This window comes from Pusillimonas minor, assembly GCF_014237865.1.
In the GTDB taxonomy this organism is placed as follows: domain Bacteria; phylum Pseudomonadota; class Gammaproteobacteria; order Burkholderiales; family Burkholderiaceae_B; genus Neopusillimonas; species Neopusillimonas minor.
In genome coordinates this window covers 405,208-428,903 of sequence record NZ_JACJUU010000002.1, presented here as the reverse complement: position 1 = coordinate 428,903, position 23,696 = coordinate 405,208, and the positions used below count along the sequence as shown (strand labels likewise).

The window sequence follows — 23,696 nt, the reverse complement described above, 5'->3', positions numbered from 1 at the left end:
TTGAGCGCAGCGCGAAATTAGGCCCGGCAGGCGATAACTTCGACGAATACTGCGGGTGCCGCATCGTTGGCGGCGGGTTCGACCAGGTCGCCCAACGGGTGAACCGTTTGGTGCGATGCCTGACGGCCCCCGGGCAGGTATTCGGCGGCGGTGTCTGCGCAGCAGCCACAGCACGATGCCACCCCAAGCTGTGCTTGCAGGTCGGACATGCTGTGAGCGCCGGCAGCAACGGCTGCCTTGACTTGTCGCTCGGTGATGGCGTTACAGATACAAATGAACATGAGAACAATTATCATCTAGTTTCTTTGTGCGTGCAATACCCTGAATGCGACAAAACCCGATAATTTTGTAACCCGTTACAGCGAGCCATACTGGTTGGCACTTGCCGGTGCATCTGACCATACCGCGCACCTGCCACGCAAAAGCCCGGCTTAAGTCAGGCCGACATGCCGGCCCGCGCTTTGCGTACCGATGCAGGATCGATGCCGTCAAGTTCGCGGTATTTAGCCACCGTTCGACGAGCCACATCGACCCCTTTCTCAGCCAGTTTCTCGGCGATTTTGGCGTCAGACAGCGGCTTGGCGGGCGGCTCGGCTCGCACAAGCTCGCGGATCATGGCGCGTACCGCTGTGGCCGACGTTGCCGGCGCCAGGCCTTCACCGCCCAGGGCGGTACCCAAAAAGTACTTCAGCTCGAACACGCCCCAGGGGGTTTGCATGTACTTTTGACGCGTCGTACGCGACACCGTAGATTCGTGCAGTTCGAGAACCTCGGCGATGTCACGCAACACCAACGGCCGCATGGCCTGCACCCCTTTGTCAAAAAATGCCTGCTGGTGCTGCACAATAAACTGCCCCACTCGCAAGACAGTTTCAAACCGTTGCGCCACGCTTTTAACCAGGCCATGCGCCTGCTGCAATTGGGCCTGTATCTCTGAGCGGTCTGCCCCGCTGCGGTCTTCGCGCACCCATTGCTCGTAGACCGGGTTTACGCGCAAGCGCGGCACCGCCGCACCGTTCAAGCGAGCTTCCCAGCCTTTTTTGCCCCTGACGACCACCAGTTCGGGGACTATATAGTCCGCCACGCTTTGCGACCAGGCCCGCCCAGGCTTTGGGTCGAGCGTGAGAATCAGCTGATGGGCTTGCCGCAAGACCTCGGGCGAACACCCCAGGGCGGCCACCAGGCGAGCGGCATTGCCCTGGGCCAGCAAATCAAGATGCTGCGTTACCAACGCCATCGCACACGCCATGACGTCGGGGTCGTGCGCGGCGCGCTGGCGCAACTGCAAAGCCAGGCACTCGGCCGTTGAGCGTGCCCCGACGCCTGGCGGGTCAAACGATTGCAACAGGCGCAGGGCGGCCAGCAACTCATCTTCGTCCACCGCCAGTTCGTCGGGCAGCAACCCCAGCACGTCGTCCAGCGACCCCGCCAGCAAGCCATTTTCGTCCAGCTCTTCGATCAGAATTTCCACCAGGGCCTGATCGCGTTTGCCCGCCCGTGTGACGTGCAGTTGCTGCAGCAAATGGTCGCGCAAAGTGACGGCCTGCCCCACATCCGGGCCGCCATCGTCGTCGAAATCGTTGCGCCCTGCGCCCGAAACCCCCGCCGTCAGCGGGCTATCGTCTACGTATTCATCCGATGGCGTATCGGCCCGGGCTTCGCTATCATCGGCGTCGTACTCCCCCTCGCGCTCCAGCAACGGATTGTCGGCAAGCGCCTGGGCCACTTCTTGCTCCAGGTCTTGGGCCGACAACTGCAGAAACCTGATCGACTGCTGCAATTGCGGCGTCAGGGCCAGGTTCTGGTGTTGCCGCAGTTCTAACGAGTGTCGCGATTGCATAGGTAAAATAGCCCGCATGAAAACAGATCCAGCCTGCCAGCCCACCGCCCGCGACCACGCCGCGTTACGTCAAACCCTGCTTAAACTTACCGCAACGCACAAAATCGTGTGTACCGTGGTGGTGGTCGTCGTGGCCGTGCTGTGGTTCGAACTGCTGACTCGGCTGGTGGCTTTTGGCCGGGGTATTGATTACTCGGGGCTCGAAGCCTTGGGCGGGCCGGTTACGCAAATGCTAAAGCGGTACAACCCGTTCTTCTGGTGGGCGCTGGCAGCGCTGTGCACACTTATTATGGCCTATTTTCTGGTGGCCTTTGTGCGCAGCAGCAGGCGCCGGGTCGATGCCCGCATGGTCGGCGCCGACGTCATTGCCGGGTTGGTCGCGCAGTTGTCCGAACCCGCCCTTACGGTGCTGCGCTGGGTATGGGAAGACACCCGCTTCCCGATAACTGTTGGAGACTTGCAACAAACCGCCACCGAACTGCGCCGCGGCCGGGCCGCGAAAATCCAGCTCTCGCGCGAGCATGCCGCCCTGCTGTCGCGCACGGGCCCCTAGCGCATACTTGCCAAGCGGCCGCAAATATGGTTGACTATGGGGTATGAACACCCAGGCCTTTACCCCTCTGCATGCTGCCGGCAACCCCGTTGCCGGCCAGGTTGCGGGTACGGCCGGCACACTCTCCCCTCTCTCGCTATCGCTGCTGCTACCGATCGGTTGCCGGGCCTAGCGTCATGTGGCAGTCCGGCAGCCGTTCAGCCACGCCCCCATTCCGTATTTCGTTATCCGTTTTATGCCAACCTTGGGTTGATGCCGAATCTTCATTCGATGTTTACGGGTAACGCGCAGCAACAAACTTAGTGAAACAGGTGCAATATGCTCTCGAACCCTTCCGACAAATACCGTCCGTTCGTGCCGTTCGCGCGCGACTTCTCTGAACGAACCTGGCCCAATAAAACCATCACGGCGCCCCCCATCTGGATGAGCACCGACCTTCGCGATGGCAACCAGTCGCTCATCGAACCCATGAGCGTCGAGCGCAAGCTGCGCTTCTTCGAACAATTGATCAAAATCGGTTTCAAAGAAATCGAAGTCGGCTTTCCGTCGGCCTCGCAGACCGATTTTGATTTTGTCCGCAAGCTCGTCGACGAAGACCGTATCCCCGACGACGTCACCATTATTGTGCTCACGCAATCGCGCGAAGACCTGATCGAACGCACCGTTGAAGCCGCCGCCGGCGCCAAGCAGGCCATTGTGCACTTGTACAACGCCTGCGCGCCCGCCTTCCGCAAAATTGTGTTCAACATGACCAAAGACGAAGTACGCGCCTTGGCCGTAAAAGGCACGCAACTGGTCAAGGCCTACACAGGCAAGCACCCCGAAACCTCCTGGCGCTACGAGTACTCCCCCGAAGTCTTCAGCACCACCGAGCCCGAGTTTGCGCTTGACGTGTGCGATGCCGTCGTCGAGGCCTGGGGCCCGACACCCGAATCGAAAATCATCCTGAATTGCCCGGCCACCATCGAGGCGACAACACCTAATTTGTACGCCGACCAAATCGAATGGATCAGCAAGCGCCTTAAAAACCGCGACAGCATTGTGCTTAGCGTGCACCCGCACAACGACCGCGGCACTGCAGTTGCGGCCGCCGAGCTGGCCGTCATGGCCGGCGCCGACCGCGTCGAAGGCTGCCTGTTTGGCAATGGCGAGCGCACCGGCAACGTGTGCCTGGTCACCCTGGCCCTTAACTTGTACACCCAGGGCGTGCATCCCGGCCTCGATTTCTCCGACATCGACGAAGTGCGTCGTTGCGTTGAATACTGCAACCAGTTGCCGGTACACCCGCGTCACCCGTATGCGGGCGACCTGGTCTTTACCGCGTTTTCGGGCTCGCACCAAGACGCCATCAAAAAAGGCTTTGCACAGCAACAGCCCGACGCGCTCTGGGAAGTCCCCTATTTGCCTATCGACCCGGCCGACGTAGGCCGCAGCTACGATGCAGTCATCCGCGTCAATAGCCAGTCGGGTAAGGGCGGCGTATCGTACCTGCTCGAACAAGAACACGGTCTGGTCTTGCCGCGCCGTCTTCAAATCGAATTCAGCCGCGCCATTCAGCGCGTCACCGACGAAACCGGCCGCGAAGTCACCGCCGACGACGTCTACGAACTGTTCCGCTCTGAATACCTTGACCTTGAGCGCCCCTGGAAACTGGTACGCCACCGCATTACCGGCGACCCAGGCGCCCAGGCCGGCCACCACTTTGCCATCGAAGTCGAGCTTGAGCACAACGGCAAGGTATGCCACCTTAAAGGTCAAGGCGACGGCGCCATTTCGGCCTTTGTCAACGCGCTGGGCATGGATGTCAGCATCCTCGACTACCACGAGCATGCCATTGGTATCGGCACCGACACGCGCGCGGCATCGTACGTCGAAGTGCGCGTCGGCGACGCCGGCCCCGGCTTTGGCGTGGGTGTTCACGCCGACATCGTCACCGCGTCGTTCCTGGCTATTTTAAGTGCGGTCAACCGCAACGCCGCCATGGTGGCCCAGGCCGCAAAGGCTGCTGCTTAAAGGCACCACAGGCGTATTTCCAAATAAACAACTACCCGGAAATATGCCGATACGGCGGCGACAAGCCGCCGACAGAACCTGCCGTCAACACGCAAAAAGACTTATGCATAAAACAAACCCCGCAGCGAAAGCTGCGGGGTTTGTTTTTGGGGCGACAAAGTAAAAAGCGTGGCTTGCCAGGCCAAGGGGCAATCAGTACGGTGTCGACGCCCATCTAAAGCGCCGACATCAATCGCGCACAGACAAACCGCCGCGCGTACCTTACCAGACCGGCGCCGGCTCCCAGGTGATGTCGGCATTATGGTCGCGGCACATTTTCATCATGGCCATTAACGGAAACGCGCGCTGGCGAAACGTGACCGGCCGCGATATGGGGTGTTCTTTAACATCGTTCTCTTCGTCGTCTTCGTCTTGAAACGGCGAGGCGGTGTCGTGGGAAATGGCGCGCTCGAGACCCTTGATAAGGTCGTCTAACTGCGCCGCGGTCAGTACGCCGCGTTCGGGCAGGGTGTCGTAGTGGCGCCCAGCAGCAGAGAGAATGTCGCGGGCATGCTGGGCAAACATCAAGACCTCGGCGGCCGGCTTTGCACGAAATACGACGAGCATGGTGGTTCTCCTCATGGCTATATTCGTACACTACCCCAAGTCTTTCCGGTTGCCAAGCCGCACAATAACCGAACCAAAAGCAAGGGGCGGATATGCGGCATTTATTCATTACCGGGTTGCGGCCCGCACGGTACCGGCTGGCGACACTGCTGCTCTGTGGCGTGGCCGGGGCATGCCTGGCACAGGCGCATCCGGGCACCTGCAACAGCACACCGGCCGGCGGCTCGCCATGCGCTGCGCCCGGCAGCATCAACCTCGTCGGTACCGAGCCGGGAATCAATACCAGCGCCGGCAACCCTATTGACCTGGCCAGCGGCAACAAGTATCAGTACGAAACCGACCTGCTGTCGACAACAGGCGAACCGCACCCCGCACTGACACGTCATTACAGCGCCAACGACCGCCGCCGCTCGTTCATGGGGCAAGGCTGGCACCTTGACTATGACATCCGCGTACAGTCGTTTGGCCAGGTTGCCGTCATTACCCAGGCCAACGGCGCCCGGCTGCGCCTGGCGCGTACCGGCAATGGCTTCTTTTCACCGACCCACGGCAAACTGCATGCACAAGCCGGCGACTGGCTTTGGGTGTGGCCCAACCAGCAACAACTGCGGTTTAACGCCGCCGGCTGGCTAACCCAAATCAGGCGGCCCGACGGCACCGCGTTGCATATCTTGCGACACGACACCGCCGGGCCACTGCTGCATGCCGTCAAAACCGTCGACATCACCGGCGCGCCCGGCCAAACGCAAGCCCGCACAAACCTTAAGCCGCGCGACACCGCACTGCATTTTTCTTATCGGGTTCATGAAGGCCGGGCTTATTTGCATGCGGTCGACAGCCCGGTAGGGCAGTTTATGTACGACTACGCGCAAGCCGGCGACGAACCACATCTTCGGTTGACTGCCATGCAGCGGCCCGACGGGTCGCGTCGGCAATACCAGTACGACCCGACCCGGCAAGCAGGCAACCCTTACGCATTAACGGGCATCGACAACATCGGCGCGCCACCCCTCGGCGCCCGGCACCGGGGCGGGCGCTGGGCCTACAACCCAAGTGGACAGGTTATCCAGTATGCAGACCAGGACCACGCCTATGCCGTCGCCTATCACAAGACCCGGCCCGGGCGGCAACACACACAAGTGCGGCGCATCAAGGCCTTATCTGCCCGCTCGCCACCGGCCAATACGCCGGCCCCGCCGGAAAGCACCACCCAGATCGACTTTGACGTGCAAGGCCAAACCGCCCGGCTGACGGCCGTTACTGGCGCGGGTTGCCCCGGGTGCCCCGCGCCCGGTACGCGGGCCAGCTACAACCGCCTGGGGCAACTGACACAGGTCAACGGCACCACCCTGCACCGCGACACCCGGCAACGCCTGCGCGAGATCGCCCCCGCCCATGCGGGTTGGGCCGGGTTGGCATTGCACTACAACGCCCAGGGGCAGCGCCACGCCTGGTTTTCTACCCTGACAGGGACGGAAACCCTGGTCTACGACGCACAGGGGCTGCCGCTGCAACGCCGGTTCGCGGGCGGCGGCTATTGGCAATACACGTACGATACTCAGGGGCGCCCCGTGCGTCTGCTAGCCCGGAGTCATACCCAAACGCCCGCCGTCGAAACACAACTGCAGTGGCAAGGCCGCCAATTAACGCAGGTACACCACCCCAACGAAACTGAATACCGCCGTCACGATACGCAAGGCCGACTCGTGGCACGGACACTCTCCCGCCCCGATAACGGGCCCGAACCATTTACAGAACGCTTTGCGTACGACGCACAACACCGGCTGATTCGTCATGACGTGGCCGAAGGGGGCGCATTGCACTACACCTGGGGGCATGGGCGTCAACTGCTGGCAGTGAGTTGGGAAACTCGCGCCGGCCACCACCACGCAGTGATCGGCAAGGCCACAGGCACACGCAACAACAGGCAAAACAAAGGGTACGCGTTCGGCAACGGCATTCACCTGCTGACCGCGCTGCGGGCCGACGAAAGCTGGCTGTTGATGTCGGGGGGCACGCCGGCCCGACACATACTGCGGGCGCAGCGCTACGCGCACGATGCGCAAGGCCGCGTTGTAACCGAGCATGTTTTCCGGCGTCCGAACAACGCACCGCCCGCACATCCGTTGCCATTTACACGGTATGTTTACAAGCACGACCGGACCTCGCGGCTTGTCGCCGCAACGCTATACCCGCAGCAGGCCCCACTGCTGACACGCCCACCACGTTTACACCCGGCAAACGCCACACCGGCCCGGCCGTTTTGGTATGCCCATGACGACAACGGCGCCGCCCTTGCCGTCCGCACGTCGGCAGCGTCCCCCACACAGTACCCCGGCATTAACCGCAACGCCGATGGCCTGCCTGTACAGGTGGGCCATCGGCAGCTTGCCTACGGCCCCGACAGACGCCTGAAAACGGTGCATCAAGCCGATGGCACAAGCATTACCTATGCCCACAACGCTTTCGGCCAGCGCATCCGGCGCACAAGCCCGGCAGGCACCACGCATTACTGGTTTCTTGACCGCCGCCTGGCGGCCGAAACCTGGCGACCCGGCGCGAGCGCCACGGGCGACACGGCTGCGCCCGGGAACCGCCAGGCAAGCCCAGGCGCACGCGTGTCGCGACGTTATATCTATGCGCACCATGTGCCCATTGGTTTCATCGATTACACCCCGGCCGCCCCAGACGGCACGCTGTTTTACGTGCACGCCGACCTGACGGGCGCACCGCGTTGGATCACCAACTCGCGGCAAGACATCGTTTGGGAGGCCGACTACGAACCCTGGGGCCGAGCCGTCATCGTTAACCGCCCTGCAACCACAACGCCAACATTGACGTTCAACCTGCGCGCACCGGGCCAGTACTTTGACGACATGACCGGTTGGCACGACAACCTGCTGCGCACCTACGACCCGGATTTTGGCCATTACCTGGAGCCGGACCCGCTGGGCCCCGTGCCCGGAAACGCAGCCTTGGGATACGCTGGCGGGCAACCGCGCCGCCATGTTGACCCCCTGGGCCTGCTGTTGTTTGCCTTCGACGGCACCCGCAACGACATGAGCACCCACACCAACGTCTGGCGCCTGAGCCAACGCTATACCGAAGACACCGTGTTCTACCAACCCGGCCCCGGCAACCCGCACAACACGGATTGGGATGCCGTCACCGCCTACAGTGCACCCCGCATTATTGACGCCCAGTGGCAGTCGCTGCTCAATACCCTCGCAGCCGCACCTGCCACGCCCGATGCGGCCATACCCATCGACATTATTGGCTATTCGCGCGGCGCAGCGATGGCCCGGCATTTCGGCAATCAGGTCAGCCAGTACGTCAACCAAGGCTTATTCTCGTTTCACGACCTTCAGCGCGGCCTGGTCACGGCCTGTGTCGACCTGCGCTTTATGGGCTTGTTCGACACCGTGGCTCAGTTTGGCCTGAACGGCCAGCACAATGCCGCCTACGACCTGACCGTAAACGCCGGTTGGCAATGGGTGGCCCATGCCATCGCCCTGCACGAGCGGCGCGCGCTGTTCCCGCTGGCCGGTGCCGCCGACACGCAACCCGGTAACGTGGTCGAAGCCCCGTTTGTCGGGGCCCATGCCGACATTGGCGGCGGCGTGCTGTACGACAGCCAGGGCCAACCCAACCGCCGGGGCGACCTGCACAACGTGGCCCTGAACTGGATGCTGTGGCAGGCCCGCGCCGCCGGGGTCGAACTGGCCGACGGCACACCCGGCGACACTGCCGTCAATGCCCCTTACCTTCACGACGACCGCAGCGCCACCCTGCGCAGCCTGCAAGACGGCGACCGGCGCCTTGACCGTGCTGCCGGCACACTGTGGCACACCTACCAAGACCAGCATGCGCGCCTGGGCCACGCCAGCCGGGCGGCCGCCGAAGCCTTCATCGACCGCTACGACAACTGGCGCCGCAGCGCCGGCAGCGAAGTGGCCACCGTTGACATGGCTGCCTACACCCGCTGGCTCGAAACGGTGATGGCATGGCCCCCGCCAGACACGCCCTGAACGGGCGCCGCCACGACAGCACCCGGCAAATCACGCTATCATTCAAGCTTGCTTTTTCTTTTCACCATCACGTCTTATTTATGCTTCCCGGGCAACAACATACCCTTATCGCGCTCATTACCCGCGCCGTCTCGCAAGTCGTCCCCGACGCCACCCCTGCGGTTACGCTCGAACGCCCGAAAATCGCCGCACATGGCGACATGGCCACCAACATTGCCATGCAATTGGCCAAGCCTGCCCGCCGCAACCCGCGCGAACTGGCCCAGCACATTGTCGACGCGCTTATGGCCCAGCCCGAAACCGCTGCGCTTATCGAAACGGCCGACATCGCCGGCCCCGGGTTCATCAACTTCCGCCTGACCGCCGCAGCGCGCCAGGCGGTATTGCAGGTGCTGCAAGACGAAGGCGAACGCTACGGCAGCCAGCCCGCCAATCATCAGAAGATTCTGGTCGAGTTTGTTTCGGCCAACCCCACCGGGCCGCTGCACGTGGGCCATGCGCGCCAGGCCGCGCTGGGCGACTCTTTATGCCGCCTGTTCACCGCCCAGGGCTTCGACGTTACCCGCGAGTTCTATTACAACGACGCCGGCAACCAAATCGACAACCTGGCCATCAGTGTGCAGGCGCGCGCACGGGGCATCGCCCCCGACGCCCCCCAGTTTCCCGCCGACGGCTACAAGGGTGACTACATTCTTGATATTGCCAACGATTTCATCGCGCGCAAAACCGTCAAGGCGGCCGATGGCGACGAGGTCACGGCAACCGGCAACCTCGACAACCTTAACGACATTCGCCACTTTGCCGTGGCTTACCTGCGCCGCGAGCAAGACCTCGACCTGCAGGCGTTTGGCCTGAAGTTCGACAACTTCTACCTCGAAAGCTCGCTCTATACCTCCGGGCGCGTCGAAAAGGCTGTCCAAACCCTGGTCGACAACGGCCACACCTACGAAAACGAAGGTGCGCTCTGGCTGCGCACCACCGAACTGGGCACCGGCGACGACAAAGACCGCGTCATGCGCAAATCGGAAGGCGGTTACACCTATTTTGTGCCCGACGTGGCCTACCACGTCGCCAAATGGGAACGCGGCTACCATCGCGCCATCAATATTCAGGGCAGCGACCACCACGGCACCATCGCGCGTGTGCGGGCCGGCCTGCAAGGCCTGAATATGGGCATTCCCAAAACCTTCCCCGAATACATCCTGCACAAAATGGTCAAGGTCATGCGGGGCGGGGCCGAAGTCAAAATTTCAAAGCGGGCCGGCAGCTACGTTACCCTGCGCGACCTGATCGAATGGGTGGGGCAAGACGCCGTAAGGTTCTTTCTGGCCCAGCGCCGCGCCGACTCCGAATTCGTCTTCGATATCGACCTGGCGCTTTCAAAAAGCGAAGAAAACCCGGTTTACTACATCCAGTACGCTCACGCGCGCATCTGCTCCATGCTTGCGCAGTCGGCGCCTACAGCCGCGCAGCTTGGCTCGGCCGACATCAGTCGCCTGGTCGCGCCCACCGAGTTCGCCCTGCTGCAGCGCCTGGCCGAGTTCCCCGCCGCCATCACGCTGGCCGCCAACGAACTGGCGCCTCACCACATTGCGTTCTGGCTACGCGACTGCGCGGCCGACTTCCACGCCTGGTATAACGCCGAACGTGTCCTGGTCGACGACGAAGCCCTGAAACTGGCTCGCCTGCGCCTGGCACAGGGCACACGGCAAGTACTGGCCAACGGCCTGGCACTACTGGGCGTTTCGGCGCCCGAAAAGATGTAATTACCGGTACCTATGGCAAAAAGTCGCAAATCCAACGCTTCGATGTTCAAGGGCAGCACCCTGTTCACGCTGCTTTTCGGGCTTATTCTGGGCCTGGCCATTGCGGCCGGCGTTGCGTGGTTTGTTACGCAGGTCCCCATGCCGTTTGCAGACAAGTTCAGTCGTTCGGCGCCCACCACACTACTCCCCGACGTGCGCGACGCCCCCGATCCAAACCAGGCCCTTATGGGCCGGGGCGGTGCAGGGGCGCCGGTCGACCCTGCCGCGGTAACACCACCGCAGGCCCTGCCCGGCAGCGCATCTGGGGTAACGCTGCAAGACGACATCGGGGCCTTGCTGACCACACTGGGCGCACCCGCACCCAGCCCTGCTGCGCCCCGCGCCACACCCGACAACGCCGCCACACCTCCAGCGCCTGCGGCAAGCACATCTCGCCCGGCAGCGCCCGCCGCATCGGCGGGCAACAACGCTGCGCCTGCGGCAAAGCCGGCACCCGGCACGCAAACCACCTACTACCTGCAGGCGGGGGCGTTCAGGGCCGAAGCCGATGCCCAGGCCATGCGCGCGCGCATTTTGTTGCTGGGCGAACAAGCGCAAGTGCAACCGGCACAAATTAATGGCACCACCCTGTACCGCGTGCGAGTCGGCCCCTACAAAGGCATCGACGACATGAACCGATCGCGCGTTACGTTGTCCAACGCCAAAATCGACACGACTGTGGTCAAGCCCTAAACCCGCAACCACACGGCCTTTAATTTACTTTTGAACAGGACTACTCATGGCATTGAACACCTTTGTTTCCCGTCTGCTTTCTGCGGCCGCACTGGGCCTGGCAGCGCTGCTGCCCCTCTCGGCAAACGCGCAAGGCGCCTTCACCAAAGTAACGCCCGAACAGCCGTCCGACACCCCCGGCAAAATCGAAGTGCTCGAGTTCTTTGCCTATGCCTGCCCGCATTGCGCCACCATGGAACCCATGGTCGAGAAATGGGAAAAGACACTGCCCGAAAATGTCGTCATCCGCCGCGTACCGGTTGCGTTCAATGCCGGCATGGTCGACCTGCAGCGCCTGTACTACGCGCTTGAAAGCCTTGGCCGCCTTGACCTTCACCCCAAGGTTTTCAAGGCACTGCACACCGAGCGCAAGCGCATTTTTGACAGCGGCGCCATTGCGCAGTGGCTGTCCACCCAAGGCGTTGACCCCAAACAGTACGAAGAAGCCGCCCGCTCGTTTGGCGTAACCTCGAAGGTCGCCCGCGCCAAAGAGCTTGAAAAAGCCTACGACATCCAGGGCACACCCACCCTGGGCATTGGCGGCAAATACACCACGTCGCCCAGCATGACCGGCAGCTACGAAGGCACCATCACGCAGGCCCAGAAGCTTCTGGACGACGTACTGCAGGCAAAATAAGCGGTATTGGCGGGGGGTGGCCCCAGGTTAAAGGTCACTTCCCGGCAACGGCCAGCGCCTGCTGAATGTCTGCAATTAAATCGGCCGGGTCTTCCAGCCCGATATGCAGGCGCACAATGGCGTTGTCTGATTTCGACCAATAACTGTGGACGGCAATGGCGCCGGGCTCGATCAGTTGCACCAGGCTTTCGTAGCCCCCCCACGAAAACCCGATACCAAACAAGGTCAGGGCGTTTACAAACGTTTCGGCCTGCGCGGGCGTCAGCTTCAGCTCGACCGCCATCATGCCGTTGGAGCCATGGCAGTCGCGTTGCCACAACGCATGGCCCGGGTCACCCGGCCAGGCCGGGTGGAAAATCTTGACGACGTCGTCACGCCCGGCCAGGTATTGGCATACCCGCAGCGCATTTTGCGCATGCTGACGCAGGCGGATCGGCAGGGTACGCACCCCGCGCAAGGCCAACCAGGCGTCGTCGGCACTAATCGAATACCCCATGGCATAGTGCGTCTGGTTCAGCCGCGCAATGACGTCGGCATCGTTGGCCACCACGGCCCCCAGCATCAAGTCAGAATGCCCGCCAATGTACTTGGTGCCCGCCATGACCGACACATGCGCGCCCAGCTCCAGTGGACGATACAAGTAACCCGACCCCCACGTGTTGTCTGTTACCAGCAGCAAGTTATGCTTGCGCGCAAACTGGGCCAATGCCGGGATATCGAGCATTTCGAACAACAACGAGCCCGGCGATTCGACATACAGCACGCGGGTTTCCGGGCGCAGTAATGGTTCGAGGTCGGCGACCGTAGCACGGCTGTAGGTCACATCGATACTCATGCGTTTCAGGACGGTTTTATCCAGATAACGCATGGGCCCATACACGCTGTCGGACACCAGCATATGGTCGCCGGCCCCCAGCAGCGCCATGACCGACAGCGTCATGGCCGACAAGCCCGACGGCGCCAGAAAGCAACGCTCGGCGCTTTCAAGCGCACACACCACAGACTCGAGGGCTTCGTGGGTTTGCATGCCAATGCGGCCGTATGTCACGCCACGGTCGCCGGCCAGTTGGGTGGCGCGGGCTTTGGCCAGGGCATCAAGGCTTTCAAAACGTACGGTGCTGGTACGCACCGAGGGCAGGGCGACCGGCGCCGCGCCCGTTGCCGGGTCGAAAGGCGCCATGCCCGTATGCATTAACAGGGTGTCAAGGTGGTGATTTTTTGAAGCGCTCATGGGGTATATACTACCTCACCCCGACCCGAATCGCCTTATGCTGACTTTCGATCTTGCCCTGTCTTTTTTCGGCATCGCCGTGTTGCTGGCGCTTAGCCCTGGGCCCGACAACCTGTTCGTGCTTATGCAATCGGCCCTGTGGGGCCGTACGTCGGGCATGATGGTGGTGCTGGGCCTGTGCACCGGCCTGGTCGGCCATACCGTGGCCGTTGCGGTCGGCCTGGCTGCCGTGTTTGCTGCCTCAGAGGCCGCTTTTACGGCCCTGAAACTAGCCGGTGCCGCCTACCTGCTGTACTTGGCCTGGGGCGCATGGCGTGCCCCCGTCAGTACCCGCACCGATGCCCGTCCGCCGCAATTGTCGTATGGTGCCTTGTATCGGCGGGGCATTTTCATGAACCTGACCAACCCGAAAGTATCGCTGTTCTTTTTGGCTTTCTTGCCCCAATTTACGTCGCCCGCACGCGGTTCGGTGGCATTGCAAACGGTTAGCCTGGGGGCCTTGTTCATGTTGGCCGCATTTGTGGTGTTTGCCTGCATTGCGCTGTTTTCCGGCTGGTTCAGCCAGCATTTACAAAAGTCGGCCACTACGCAACGGCTTATCAACCGAGGGTCGGCTCTGGTGTTCGTGGGCCTGGCCGTCAGGTTGCTGATGGCAGGGCGGCAATAAACACCCACGTAAATACTGCAATTCAAGCCACGCATAAATACCGCGCATGCCGGCCAACGCGTGCCGTAGTCACACGGCACGCGTTGGCCGGCATTTACACGCGACACTTCACACGTGGCTGAACCGGTAAACGCCGTCTTCAAACACCCGTTTCAGCTTGCCTTCGAACCACAACGCATGCAAATGCGCCAGCGCCTCGCCAATGGCAAAAGACAACTGATGCGGGTCGAGCTCGCGTTTGAACATCATGGGCACGATCTCGCCGGCCGTTGTGGGGCGGGCGCAAGCGGCATACACCTCTTCAAGGCGCTCGGCGTGGTGGGTGCATTGCTGGGCAATGCGTTCGTGCAAGCCCACAAACGGACGGCCATGCGAGGGCAAGACCAGCGTATCGTGAGGCAGCTCGTCGTAGTCGCGCAGCGACTTCAGGTACAAGGGCAGGGGGTTTGACTCGGGCTCGAAGTCGAACACGCTGACGTTGGTTGAAATGCGCGGCAATACCATGTCGCCCGAAATAAGGACCTTCAGGGTGTCGCAATACAGCGAAACATGCTCGGGCGCATGACCGTAACCCATAATTACGCGCCACTCGCGCCCCCCGATTTGCAGACGGTCATCGTTCATGATGCGGATAAACGAGGCGGGCATATCGGGTACGTGGCTGGGGTAATACTTGCCGCGCTCACGGATTTTTTCCTGGGCTTGGGGGTCTTGCAAGCCATGACGCAAGAAGTGCTGCAACGCAATGTGACCGCCTGTTCCGCCACCCGCGCCGGCATCACCCGGCGCCGCCGGGCGTGACCACAACCGGGCAATCGCAAAATCAGTCATCGACATCCATAACTGCACGCCCCACCGTTCGCACAACCAATGCGCCAGGCCCACGTGGTCGGGGTGCATATGCGTCACAATCACGCGCAGCACCGGCAGGCCTTCAAGCTGGGTGTTGAAAATATCTTCCCACAGCGCTTTTACAGGCTCGCGCGACACCCCGGTATCCACAATTGTCCAGCCCTCGCGCCCGTCGATCTGGTCACGCATCAGCCATAAGTTGATATGGTCAAGCGCAAAAGGCAAAGGCATGCGAACCCAGCGCACGCCATCGGCCACCGTCATAGCCTGACCGGGCTCGGGCATGGTGTTGCCCATGGGATAACTGAGTTTTTGTTCGTTCGGGTTCATGCAGGGCGTCTCCGGTACAACGTAAAAAATTTCACTTTGATCTGCTGTTTGGATTTATCTTAACCCAGTGTTAATACTAAAATTTTCAGGTTTCGCTAGAATAAACACTTAAATAAACATTTAAAACCTAAAGTATTCCGTCGTATTCCGTCTACACCTCTTACTTCATTACCAAGGAGCACAACCATGTCTGACCCCATCGTCCTCGTCTCGGTAGCCCGCACGCCCATGGGCGGCATGATGGGCAGCCTGTCCGGGTTGGCTGCTCACGAACTGGGCGCCATTGCCATTAAAGCCGCCCTCGAGCGCGCCGGCGTTTCCGGCGACGCCGTCAACGAAGTCATCATGGGTAACGTGCTGCAGGCCGGCCAGGGCCAGGCGCCCGCCCGTCAAGCCGCGCTGGGCGCCGGCTTGCCCCAGGGGGTTGGCTGCACCACCATTCACAAAGTTTGCGGCTCGGGGCTTAAAGCCGCCATGTTTGGCCACGACCTGCTGGTTGCCGGCAGCGCCGACGTCGTGGTTGCAGGTGGCCAAGAAAGCATGAGCAACGCCCCCTACCTGCTGCTACGCGGTCGCCAGGGCTACCGTTACGGCCACTCTACCGTGTACGACCACATGGCCCTTGACGGCCTTGAAGACGCCTACCAGCGCGGTACGGCCATGGGCGTATTTGCCGAGGCCTGCGCCGACAAATACACCTTCACTCGCGAAGAACAAGACGCATATGCACTCGAATCGCTGCGCCGTGCCCGCGCTGCCACCGAAGACGGCAGCTTCAAGTGGGAAATCGCGCCAGTGACCGTCGCCGGTCGCAAAGGCGACACCGTCATCGACACAGACGAAGGCCCCGCCAAGGCCATGCCCGAAAAAATTCCCGCGCTTAAACCAGCGTTCAAAAAAGACGGTACGGTCACCGCCGCCAATGCGTCATCTATTTCCGACGGCGCCGCCGCCATCGTCATGATGCGCGAATCGACCGCCAAAAAGCTGGGGGCCACCCCCTTGGCCCGCGTGGTCGCGCATGCCCAGCACTCACAAGCCCCCGAATGGTTCACCACCGCCCCTGTGGGCGCACTGAAAAACCTCTTGGCCAAAACCGGCTGGAGCGCGAACGACGTTGATCTCTACGAAATCAACGAGGCCTTCGCCGTCGTTACCATGGCCGCCATGCGCGAACTGAACCTGGACCACGCCAAGGTCAATATTCATGGCGGCGCAACCGCCCTGGGTCACCCCATTGGCGCCTCGGGCGCCCGTTTGGTCACCACGCTGGTCGGCGCACTGCGCAAAACTGGCGGCAAACGCGGCATTGCCACCTTGTGCATTGGCGGTGGCGAAGCGGTAGCCATGGCCATCGAAATGGTCTGATCGCCTAGCCACATCCACGCTGCGGGTGCCGCCTCTAGCGCGCCCGCAGCGTATTGCCTACACGTCTTTTTCCCGGCTTGCAGCGGCCGTAAAAACCGCGTACAGTGAATTCTGGCATTACCGATTTCTCCTCCAAGCCGCACCCTATGTACGATATCCTCGTCTACCTTTTCGAAAACTACTACACCCCCCAAGCCTGCCCCGATGCCGACGTTCTGGCGCACAAGCTGGCTGCTGTCGGGTTCGAGCACGAAGACATCGACGAAGCCCTGGGCTGGCTTTACGGGCTGGCACAAACCACCGAACATTGCGTTCAGCTGTCCCAAGTGCCGCAAACCAACAGCACCCGCGTTTACACCGACCACGAATACCAAAGTCTGGGCACCGAGGCCATCGGCTTTATCAGCTTCCTCGAAGGCTCGGGGGTATTGCCGGCCGCCCTGCGCGAAATCCTCATCGAGCGCGCCGAAGCTGCGGCCGAGTCCCCCATTCCCCTCGAAAAACTGAAAATCCTCACCCTTATGGTGCTCTGGAGCCAGGAAGCCGAGGTCGATCACCTGGTGCTCGAAGAACTGCTCACCGACGAGCACACCCGCCTGTCGCACTAAGCGGCTACCTGCATGGCTGCAGTACCCCAAATGCCAACCGGCTATGTTGGCCGGTTTGCGCCCAGCCCCAGCGGGCCCTTGCACGACGGCTCGCTGGTGGCCGCCATGGCCAGTTACCTCGATGCCAAGGCCCATGGCGGGCAATGGCTGCTGCGCATCGAAGACATCGACACGCCACGCGTTGTACCCGGTGCCGACCAAGTCATCATGGGTCAGTTGCAGGCCCTGGGCATGCACTGGGATGGCGAACCCTTATGGCAATCACAGCGGCTGCCTGCCTATCAAGCAGCTTTCGAGACCCTCAGGGCGCAAGGCCGGGTATTCGGCTGCGGCTGCACCCGTCAGCAAGTGGGTAAAAGCCCTTACCGGGGTACGTGCCGAAACGGCATTCCTTTGGGCGGCCAGGTTCGGGCATGGCGCTTTCGGGTCGAGCCCGGCGTAGTGCCCTTCAACGACCGCTGGCTGGGGCCGCAACAGCAAAATGTGGCACACGACGTTGGCGACGTCATTATCCGGCGCGCCGACGGCTTGTGGGCTTACCAGTTTGTCGTCGTGGTCGACGATGCTTTCCAAGGCGTGACCGACATTGTGCGCGGGGCAGACCTGCTTGGCTCTACGGCCCGTCAAATACTGCTGGCCCGTGCACTGGGGGTCACCCCCCCTCGCGTCATGCATGTCCCACTGGTGCTCGACGCTCACGGGTTAAAGCTATCGAAGCAAAACCATGCCGAGCCCTTCGATTGCGACAACCCGTTGCGCACACTAAACCGGGCTTGGGTCCGGCTGGGCTTTGACAGCCTGGCCAACACCACCAGCACGGCCGATTTCTGGGCTAAAGCCACCCAACACTGGCGTGCCAGATTTCAACATTTGATATATTGAGCCCATTCGCGGCCTGCCACGGCGTGGCAAAATTGGCCCGTTCGCGGCATCTTCACTTGCACGGGGCCCGCCACCCCTCGTATGATCCGCGCTATTGCTGCCAACCCGCAGTTACTGGAACACAATGACTAAAACGCTGATTATTGCCGAGAAGCCCTCGGTTGCCCTTGATATTTCGCGCGCCCTTGGCGGGTTTTCGCGCGAGGGGGATTATTTCGAAAATGATCAATATGTGCTGGCCTCCAGCATCGGCCACCTGCTGAGCCTGGTCGCCCCCAACGATCCTGTGCGCGGCAAATGGAGCTTCGCCCATCTGCCGGTCATCCCACCGCAATTCGAGCTGGGCCCGGCCGACAAACGTTCCAGCGAGCGTCTGAAACTGCTGGTCAAGCTGCTCAAGCGCAAGGATGTCGGCGCCATTATTAACGCCTGCGACGCGGGGCGTGAAGGTGAGCTGATTTTCCGTTATATCGTGCAGTACGCAGGCGTCAACAAGCCCATCAAGCGGCTTTGGCTGCAATCCATGACGCAATCGGCCATTCGCGAGGCCTTCGACAAACTGCGCGACGACGACGATCTCAAGCCCCTTGAGGCCGCCGCACGGTCGCGCGCCGAGGCCGACTGGCTGGTGGGTATTAATGGCACGCGGGCCATGACAGCCTTCAATAGCAAAGACGGCGGCTTCTTTAAAACGCCCGTGGGTCGGGTGCAAACGCCCACCCTGGCTATTGTTATGGAACGCGAAGAACGCATTCGCAAGTTCCAGTCGCGCGACTATTGGGAAGTACACGCCACGTTTGTGGCCGCAGCAGGGTTTTATACCGGCCGCTGGTTCGACCCCAAATTCGTTAAAAACGAACAAGACCCCGAACAACGCGACTCGCGCCTGTGGTCGAAAACGGCAGCGCAAACCATTGTGGCCGCCTGCCGCAACCAGCCAGGCAAAGTCACCGAAGAGTCCAAGCCCACCACACAGATGTCACCCGCGCTGTTCGACCTGACATCGTTGCAGCGCGAGGCCAACTCGCGCTTCGGGTTTTCGGCCAAGGCCACGCTGGCACTGGCGCAAACCCTGTACGAACGCCATAAGGCGCTGACCTACCCTCGTACCGATTCGCGCTACCTGCCCGAAGACTACCTGCCCACGGTCAAAGACACCGTGGCCGCGCTGGCCGACGCCCAGTCCAATGTGGCGGCGGGTATGCAACCGTTTGCCAAGCAGTTGCACAAGTCGGGCTGGATCAAACCCAACAAACGCATCTTCGACAACAAGAAGGTGTCAGACCACTTTGCCATTATTCCAACGATGCAGGTCCCCAAAGACCTGAGCGAGGCCGAAAGCAAAATTTACGAACTGGTCACGCGTCGCTTCATGGCGGTGTTTTTCCCGGCGGCCGAGTTCCGCGTCACTACCCGTATTACCGAAGTGTCGGGCCACCACTTCAAAACCGAGGGCAAGGTACTGGTGTCGCCCGGCTGGCTGGCTATTTACGGCCGCGACGCGCAAGGCGACGACACCACCCTGGTGGCTGTCGCACAAAACGAAACCGTCAAAACCGACGAGATCGAAGCCCGCGACCTGGTCACCAAGCCGCCCGCCCGTTTCACCGAGGCCACGCTGCTGTCGGCCATGGAAGGCGCCGGCAAGCTTATTGATGACGAAGCCCTGCGCGAAGCAATGTCTGAGCGCGGTTTGGGCACACCGGCAACCCGCGCGGCCATTATCGAAGGCTTGCTGAATGAGGGTTATTTGCGCCGCGAAGGGCGCGAAATGGTGCCCAGCGCCAAGGCACGCCAGCTCATGACGCTGCTGTCGGGCCTTGGCGTTAGCGAACTGACATCGCCCGAACTGACCGGCGAATGGGAACAACGCCTGAAACAAATCGAGCAACGCCAGCTCGACCGCGACGAATTTATGCGCGAAATTGCGCAAATCACACAAATCATCGTCAAGCGCGCCAAAGAGTACGAACGCGATACCGTCCCCGGCGACTACGCAACGCTAAGCACACCTTGCCCGAAATGCGGTGGGGTGGTTAAAGAAAACTATCGTCGGTACGCCTGCACCGTCTGCGACTTTTCTATCGGCAAGCACCCGGGTGGCCGCACCTTCGAGGTGCCTGAAGTCGAAGCGCTGCTTAAAGAGCGCACGCTCGGCCCGCTGTCGGGCTTCATCAGCAAAATGGGGCGACCTTTTGCTGCGCTTTTGCGCATTACCGACGACTACAAGCTCGAGTTCGATTTTGGCCAGAACGATGCCGACAACGAAGAGGCTGTAGACTTTTCGGGCCACACGCCGCTGGGGGCCTGCCCCAAATGCGGCGGTCGGGTATTCGAACACGGCATGAACTATGTCTGCGAAAAATCCATTGGCCCCGAAAAGTCGTGCGACTTCCGCTCGGGCAAGGTTATTTTGCAGCAAGAAATTGCCGCCGCCCAAATGCAGAAGTTGCTGGCCGACGGCAAAACCGACTTGCTGGATGGCTTTGTCTCCAGCCGTACCAATCGCAAATTCAAGGCGTTTCTGGTCAAACAGGCCAACGGCAAAATCGGCTTCGAATTCGAAGCCCGGCCCGAAAAGGCCGGTGCCAAGAAAACCGCAGCCAAGAAAACGGCTAGCAAGACTGCCGCTGTCGCTGCCGGGGCCGACGACGCCGGCACGGCAACTGCAGCTGTAAAGAAAACTGCGGCCAAAAAGACCGCCGCCAAGAAAGCGACAGCCAAGAAGGCCGCCGCCAAAACAACCAAAACGGCCGCTAAAAAAACCGCCGCCAAAAAAGCCACAAAGGCGGTCGCCGCAACAGCAGATGACGACGACCCACCGTTTTGATTAGGGCGCCCCGGCGGCCAATAAACGGTGTGCAATCCATAACCACTGAACCCCTGAAACCGGCCTTGACCAGGCCAATTTCAGGGGTTCTTTTTAGTGCCACGCAAACGGCCCGCATGCAAAGCTGACCGCACACAAGGCCGGGCTGCTGCGACCCTAAACTGCGCCGTTTATGACTGCTCGCGCAGCAAACGTGCGGCGTCCAGCGCGAAGTACGTCAAAATGCCGTCGCCACCGGCGCGCTTGAAAGCCAGCAGTGACTCCATCATGACCTTGTCGTGATCAAGCCAGCCATTAGCCGCTGCGGCCTTGATCATGGCGTATTCGCCGCTGACCTGATAGGCGTAGGTGGGCATGCCAAATGCCTGCTTAACGTCGCGCAGTACATCTAAATAGGGCATGCCGGGTTTGACCATGACCATATCGGCGCCTTCGCGGATATCGGCGGCAACCTCGCGCAGGGCTTCATCGCGATTGGCCGGGTCCATTTGGTAGGTGGCTTTGTTTGATTTGCCCAGATTTGCCGCCGACCCGACTGCATCGCGGAAGGGGCCATAAAATGCACTGGCGTACTTGGCCGAATAGGCCATGATCCGGGTGTAAATGAACTGATGATCTTCGAGCGCCCGACGAATTGCGCCAATGCGGCCATCCATCATGTCGCTAGGCGCCACAATATCGACGCCCGCCTGGGCCTGCACCAGTGCCTGCCGTGTCAAAATTTCAACCGTCGGCTCGTTAAGCACATAACCGGCATCGTCAATAACGCCGTCTTGCCCGTGGCTGGTATAGGGGTCAAGCGCCACGTCGGTCAGCACACCCAATTCCGGAAACCGCTTTTTAAGCTCGGCCACCACACGCGGCACCAGGCCGTCAGGGTTGGTGGCCTCGATACCGTCGGGGGTTTTTAAAGCGCTGTCGATAACCGGAAAAATAGCCAGAACAGGTACACCAAGGTCGACACAGGCCTGCGCGGCCTCGAACAGGGTGTCGGGCGAATAGCGCACCACCCCGGGCATGGACGGCACCGGCTGACGCACGCCCTGGCCCTCCATGACGAAGACCGGGTAAATAAGGTCGTTGGTTGTCAGGACATTTTCGCGGACCAGACGGCGCGAAAAATCGTCGCGGCGATTGCGGCGCGGACGATGCGCGGGAAAATCGGCATTAACAAGAAATGAGGTCATGGCACCACCTGCGGAGAAATCCAGTTTTCGATGTGAGCGGCCGCTTCTTCGAGCCCAATACGGTGGGTGGCAGAGAACGGTATCGCCTTGAGTGTACCGATATCGGCCAGCTCTTTTTTAATGGCGTGTACAGCCTTGATACGCTGCCCGTACGGGAATTTGTCGGCCTTGGTCAGCAAGACCAGCACCGGGCGCCCGGTTGGGGCGATCCAGCGCGCCAGCCGTCGGTCGAGGTCGGTCAGGCCGCGCCGGATGTCGAGCAACAAGACAACGCCCGCTAGCGACTGGCGCTCGTGCAGGTAACCGCCCAGCACATCGGCCCACTCTTCGCGTGCCTCGCGGCCAATGGCGGCATAGCCGTAGCCCGGCAAATCGACCAGGTAACCCAGGGCCTCGCCCTGCGTGATGGGGTCGGGGATGCCGAACATGTTGATAAGGCGCGTGCGCCCCGGCGTTTTACTGGAGAAGGCCAGACGACGCTGGTTGGTAAGCACATTAATGGCCGACGACTTGCCGCAATTTGAGCGCCCGACGAAACAGACTTCGGGGGCACCCGGCTCGGGGAGTTGGTCGAGGCGTGCAGCCGACGTAGTGAACGCGGCACGATGAAGAATAGACAATGGCGGTACCTGATCAGGTTTAATTTAAACGCTATTGTATAATTGCAGGTTTGAAACTGTTGCGGCTATTTTTAAATCGCGATCCATCGAGGTCTTCATGAAGCGTACGCTTTCCAAAATGCTTGTGGCCAGTGGTTTATTGCTGGGCTCTTCCCTTCTTGGCGTCAGCCACGCTGCTGACGTTATCGTCTCAAAACCCGACGCCGCCAAGGGCGAACAGCTTTACGCCAACGGCGACGCTTCGCGCGGCATTCTTGCCTGTGCCTCGTGCCACGGCGCAGCCGGCAACAGCACACTGCCCGTCAACCCCAACCTGGCCGGCATGGCCCACGAATACATCGCCAAGCAACTGCGCGACTTCCAAGGCAAAGACGGCGCTCAACCCGCCCGTCGTGCCGCCGGTGGCGCCAATTCGGTCATGACAGCCATCGCTACGCCGCTGTCCGAAGACGACATCAAAAACGTTGCCTACTACCTGTCGCTGCAAAAGCTCGACTTCGAAAAGGCAGCCACAGCCACCAAAGAAGGCTCCATGGAGCGTGGTCAACACATTTGGCGCGGCGGCCTGGCCGAGCGCGGCGTACCTGCCTGTGCGGCATGTCACTCGGCTGACGGCATGGGCATTCCCAGCCAGTTCCCGCGTCTGGCAGGCCAGTTTCCCAGCTACCTCGAAGAGCAACTCAAGCTTTTCCGCAGCAACGACCGCGCCAACAGCCCCATGATGCACGACATCGCCGACCGCATGTCCGACTCCGATATTTCGGCCGTTGCCGACTATGCGGCTGGTCTGCGCTAACTGAACCGCTTTATGCAGAACTAATTCTGCATTAGCCGGTCACATAGGGGGGGCTTTTACCGGCGCCCCCTTTTTTTATGAATTGCATCCCGTGAATCAAGCTTCCTCCTC

General features: G+C 61.1%; 19 protein-coding genes. 12 read left to right on the top strand and 7 right to left on the bottom strand.

The features are described from left to right. Nucleotides 1-17: 17 nt before the first annotated feature. Both GTU67_RS04725 and rpoN read right to left on the bottom strand, forming a co-directional pair. Nucleotides 18-296, bottom strand: coding sequence for a (2Fe-2S)-binding protein (locus GTU67_RS04725; protein WP_370318066.1), 279 nt, complete (start codon nucleotides 294-296; stop codon nucleotides 18-20). 140 nt (nucleotides 297-436) lie between these two features. Next, on the bottom strand, nucleotides 437-1,840 hold the full coding sequence (rpoN, locus tag GTU67_RS04720) for an RNA polymerase factor sigma-54 (RefSeq protein ID WP_488153842.1): 1,404 nt from the start codon (nucleotides 1,838-1,840) through the stop codon (nucleotides 437-439). A 16-nt stretch (nucleotides 1,841-1,856) separates the two neighbouring features. Between rpoN and GTU67_RS04715 the strand changes: the two genes are divergently transcribed. Both GTU67_RS04715 and leuA read left to right on the top strand, forming a co-directional pair. Beyond that, nucleotides 1,857-2,393: a hypothetical protein gene (locus GTU67_RS04715; protein ID WP_185778976.1), complete on the top strand. Its 537-nt coding sequence runs from the start codon at nucleotides 1,857-1,859 to the stop codon at nucleotides 2,391-2,393. A 318-nt stretch (nucleotides 2,394-2,711) separates the two neighbouring features. After that, complete coding sequence (gene leuA, locus GTU67_RS04710; RefSeq protein WP_185778975.1) at nucleotides 2,712-4,406, top strand: 2-isopropylmalate synthase; 1,695 nt, start codon at nucleotides 2,712-2,714, stop codon at nucleotides 4,404-4,406. Between the two features lie 261 nt (nucleotides 4,407-4,667). On the opposite strand, the gene GTU67_RS04705 is transcribed toward leuA, so the two are convergent. Beyond that, entirely contained in the window at nucleotides 4,668-5,012 is a 345-nt protein-coding gene (locus GTU67_RS04705; RefSeq protein ID WP_185778974.1) for a DUF1840 domain-containing protein, read from the bottom strand. 92 nt (nucleotides 5,013-5,104) lie between these two features. Between GTU67_RS04705 and GTU67_RS04700 the strand changes: the two genes are divergently transcribed. From GTU67_RS04700 to GTU67_RS04685, 4 genes are all read left to right on the top strand, one after another. Next, entirely contained in the window at nucleotides 5,105-9,040 is a 3,936-nt protein-coding gene (locus GTU67_RS04700; protein WP_185778973.1) for a phospholipase effector Tle1 domain-containing protein, read from the top strand. An 80-nt stretch (nucleotides 9,041-9,120) separates the two neighbouring features. Continuing rightward, nucleotides 9,121-10,806, top strand: a complete 1,686-nt coding sequence (gene argS / locus GTU67_RS04695) for an arginine--tRNA ligase (protein ID WP_185779036.1) — start codon at nucleotides 9,121-9,123, stop codon at nucleotides 10,804-10,806. 12 nt (nucleotides 10,807-10,818) lie between these two features. Further along, entirely contained in the window at nucleotides 10,819-11,538 is a 720-nt protein-coding gene (locus GTU67_RS04690; protein WP_185778972.1) for an SPOR domain-containing protein, read from the top strand. Nucleotides 11,539-11,584: 46 nt separating this feature from the next. Continuing rightward, entirely contained in the window at nucleotides 11,585-12,214 is a 630-nt protein-coding gene (locus GTU67_RS04685) for a thiol:disulfide interchange protein DsbA/DsbL (protein WP_185778971.1), read from the top strand. Between the two features lie 34 nt (nucleotides 12,215-12,248). Here GTU67_RS04685 and metC read toward each other — a convergent pair whose 3' ends face one another. Further along, nucleotides 12,249-13,445, bottom strand: a complete 1,197-nt coding sequence (gene metC / locus GTU67_RS04680) for a cystathionine beta-lyase (protein WP_185778970.1) — start codon at nucleotides 13,443-13,445, stop codon at nucleotides 12,249-12,251. A 37-nt stretch (nucleotides 13,446-13,482) separates the two neighbouring features. Here metC and GTU67_RS04675 point away from each other — a divergent pair, with 37 nt between their 5' ends. After that, nucleotides 13,483-14,112 carry a LysE family translocator gene (locus GTU67_RS04675; protein ID WP_185779035.1) on the top strand — a complete coding sequence of 210 codons (630 nt, stop codon included), beginning with the start codon at nucleotides 13,483-13,485 and terminating at the stop codon, nucleotides 14,110-14,112. Nucleotides 14,113-14,220: 108 nt separating this feature from the next. Here GTU67_RS04675 and GTU67_RS04670 read toward each other — a convergent pair whose 3' ends face one another. Continuing rightward, complete coding sequence (locus GTU67_RS04670) at nucleotides 14,221-15,294, bottom strand: MBL fold metallo-hydrolase (RefSeq protein ID WP_185778969.1); 1,074 nt, start codon at nucleotides 15,292-15,294, stop codon at nucleotides 14,221-14,223. A gap of 186 nt (nucleotides 15,295-15,480) precedes the next feature. On the opposite strand from GTU67_RS04670, the gene GTU67_RS04665 reads away from it, so the two are divergent. The 4 genes from GTU67_RS04665 (at nucleotide 15,481) to GTU67_RS04650 (ending at nucleotide 20,982) form a co-directional block, all read left to right on the top strand. Then, on the top strand, nucleotides 15,481-16,662 hold the full coding sequence (locus GTU67_RS04665) for an acetyl-CoA C-acyltransferase (RefSeq protein WP_185778968.1): 1,182 nt from the start codon (nucleotides 15,481-15,483) through the stop codon (nucleotides 16,660-16,662). Nucleotides 16,663-16,808: 146 nt separating this feature from the next. Continuing rightward, nucleotides 16,809-17,270 carry a Smg family protein gene (locus tag GTU67_RS04660; RefSeq protein ID WP_185778967.1) on the top strand — a complete coding sequence of 154 codons (462 nt, stop codon included), beginning with the start codon at nucleotides 16,809-16,811 and terminating at the stop codon, nucleotides 17,268-17,270. A gap of 12 nt (nucleotides 17,271-17,282) precedes the next feature. Beyond that, on the top strand, nucleotides 17,283-18,152 hold the full coding sequence (gene gluQRS / locus GTU67_RS04655) for a tRNA glutamyl-Q(34) synthetase GluQRS (RefSeq protein ID WP_185778966.1): 870 nt from the start codon (nucleotides 17,283-17,285) through the stop codon (nucleotides 18,150-18,152). 124 nt (nucleotides 18,153-18,276) lie between these two features. Further along, the gene (locus tag GTU67_RS04650) at nucleotides 18,277-20,982 is read left to right on the top strand and encodes a DNA topoisomerase III (RefSeq protein WP_185778965.1); all 2,706 of its coding nucleotides are present in this window, start codon (nucleotides 18,277-18,279) and stop codon (nucleotides 20,980-20,982) included. Between the two features lie 170 nt (nucleotides 20,983-21,152). Here the strand turns inward: GTU67_RS04650 and hemB are convergent, their stop codons facing one another. Both hemB and yihA read right to left on the bottom strand, forming a co-directional pair. Continuing rightward, nucleotides 21,153-22,169 (bottom strand): porphobilinogen synthase, encoded by a 1,017-nt coding sequence (gene hemB / locus GTU67_RS04645; protein ID WP_185778964.1) that lies wholly within the window; start codon nucleotides 22,167-22,169, stop codon nucleotides 21,153-21,155. Further along, nucleotides 22,166-22,789: a ribosome biogenesis GTP-binding protein YihA/YsxC gene (yihA, locus tag GTU67_RS04640; RefSeq protein ID WP_185778963.1), complete on the bottom strand. Its 624-nt coding sequence runs from the start codon at nucleotides 22,787-22,789 to the stop codon at nucleotides 22,166-22,168. The genes hemB and yihA overlap by 4 nt, the downstream gene beginning before the upstream one ends. A gap of 97 nt (nucleotides 22,790-22,886) precedes the next feature. On the opposite strand from yihA, the gene GTU67_RS04635 reads away from it, so the two are divergent. Continuing rightward, the gene (locus GTU67_RS04635; RefSeq protein ID WP_185778962.1) at nucleotides 22,887-23,585 is read left to right on the top strand and encodes a c-type cytochrome; all 699 of its coding nucleotides are present in this window, start codon (nucleotides 22,887-22,889) and stop codon (nucleotides 23,583-23,585) included. The last annotated feature ends 111 nt before the right edge of the window (nucleotides 23,586-23,696 follow it).

What these genes read in the sequence shown, in the direction of transcription:
- leuA (WP_185778975.1), top strand. Translation starts at nt 2,712, where the DNA reads ATGCTCTCGAACCCTTCCGACAAATACCGTCCGTTCGTGCCGTTCGCG.
- GTU67_RS04700 (WP_185778973.1), top strand. Translation starts at nt 5,105, where the DNA reads ATGCGGCATTTATTCATTACCGGGTTGCGGCCCGCACGGTACCGGCTG.
- GTU67_RS04705 (WP_185778974.1), bottom strand. Translation starts at nt 5,012, where the DNA reads ATGCTCGTCGTATTTCGTGCAAAGCCGGCCGCCGAGGTCTTGATGTTT.
- GTU67_RS04670 (WP_185778969.1), bottom strand. Translation starts at nt 15,294, where the DNA reads ATGAACCCGAACGAACAAAAACTCAGTTATCCCATGGGCAACACCATG.
- GTU67_RS04690 (WP_185778972.1), top strand. Translation starts at nt 10,819, where the DNA reads ATGGCAAAAAGTCGCAAATCCAACGCTTCGATGTTCAAGGGCAGCACC.
- GTU67_RS04685 (WP_185778971.1), top strand. Translation starts at nt 11,585, where the DNA reads ATGGCATTGAACACCTTTGTTTCCCGTCTGCTTTCTGCGGCCGCACTG.
- GTU67_RS04665 (WP_185778968.1), top strand. Translation starts at nt 15,481, where the DNA reads ATGTCTGACCCCATCGTCCTCGTCTCGGTAGCCCGCACGCCCATGGGC.
- gluQRS (WP_185778966.1), top strand. Translation starts at nt 17,283, where the DNA reads ATGGCTGCAGTACCCCAAATGCCAACCGGCTATGTTGGCCGGTTTGCG.
- argS (WP_185779036.1), top strand. Translation starts at nt 9,121, where the DNA reads ATGCTTCCCGGGCAACAACATACCCTTATCGCGCTCATTACCCGCGCC.
- metC (WP_185778970.1), bottom strand. Translation starts at nt 13,445, where the DNA reads ATGAGCGCTTCAAAAAATCACCACCTTGACACCCTGTTAATGCATACG.
- rpoN (WP_488153842.1), bottom strand. Translation starts at nt 1,840, where the DNA reads ATGCAATCGCGACACTCGTTAGAACTGCGGCAACACCAGAACCTGGCC.
- GTU67_RS04715 (WP_185778976.1), top strand. Translation starts at nt 1,857, where the DNA reads ATGAAAACAGATCCAGCCTGCCAGCCCACCGCCCGCGACCACGCCGCG.
- GTU67_RS04675 (WP_185779035.1), top strand. Translation starts at nt 13,483, where the DNA reads ATGCTGACTTTCGATCTTGCCCTGTCTTTTTTCGGCATCGCCGTGTTG.
- GTU67_RS04650 (WP_185778965.1), top strand. Translation starts at nt 18,277, where the DNA reads ATGACTAAAACGCTGATTATTGCCGAGAAGCCCTCGGTTGCCCTTGAT.
- hemB (WP_185778964.1), bottom strand. Translation starts at nt 22,169, where the DNA reads ATGACCTCATTTCTTGTTAATGCCGATTTTCCCGCGCATCGTCCGCGC.
- GTU67_RS04725 (WP_370318066.1), bottom strand. Translation starts at nt 296, where the DNA reads ATGATAATTGTTCTCATGTTCATTTGTATCTGTAACGCCATCACCGAG.
- GTU67_RS04660 (WP_185778967.1), top strand. Translation starts at nt 16,809, where the DNA reads ATGTACGATATCCTCGTCTACCTTTTCGAAAACTACTACACCCCCCAA.
- GTU67_RS04635 (WP_185778962.1), top strand. Translation starts at nt 22,887, where the DNA reads ATGAAGCGTACGCTTTCCAAAATGCTTGTGGCCAGTGGTTTATTGCTG.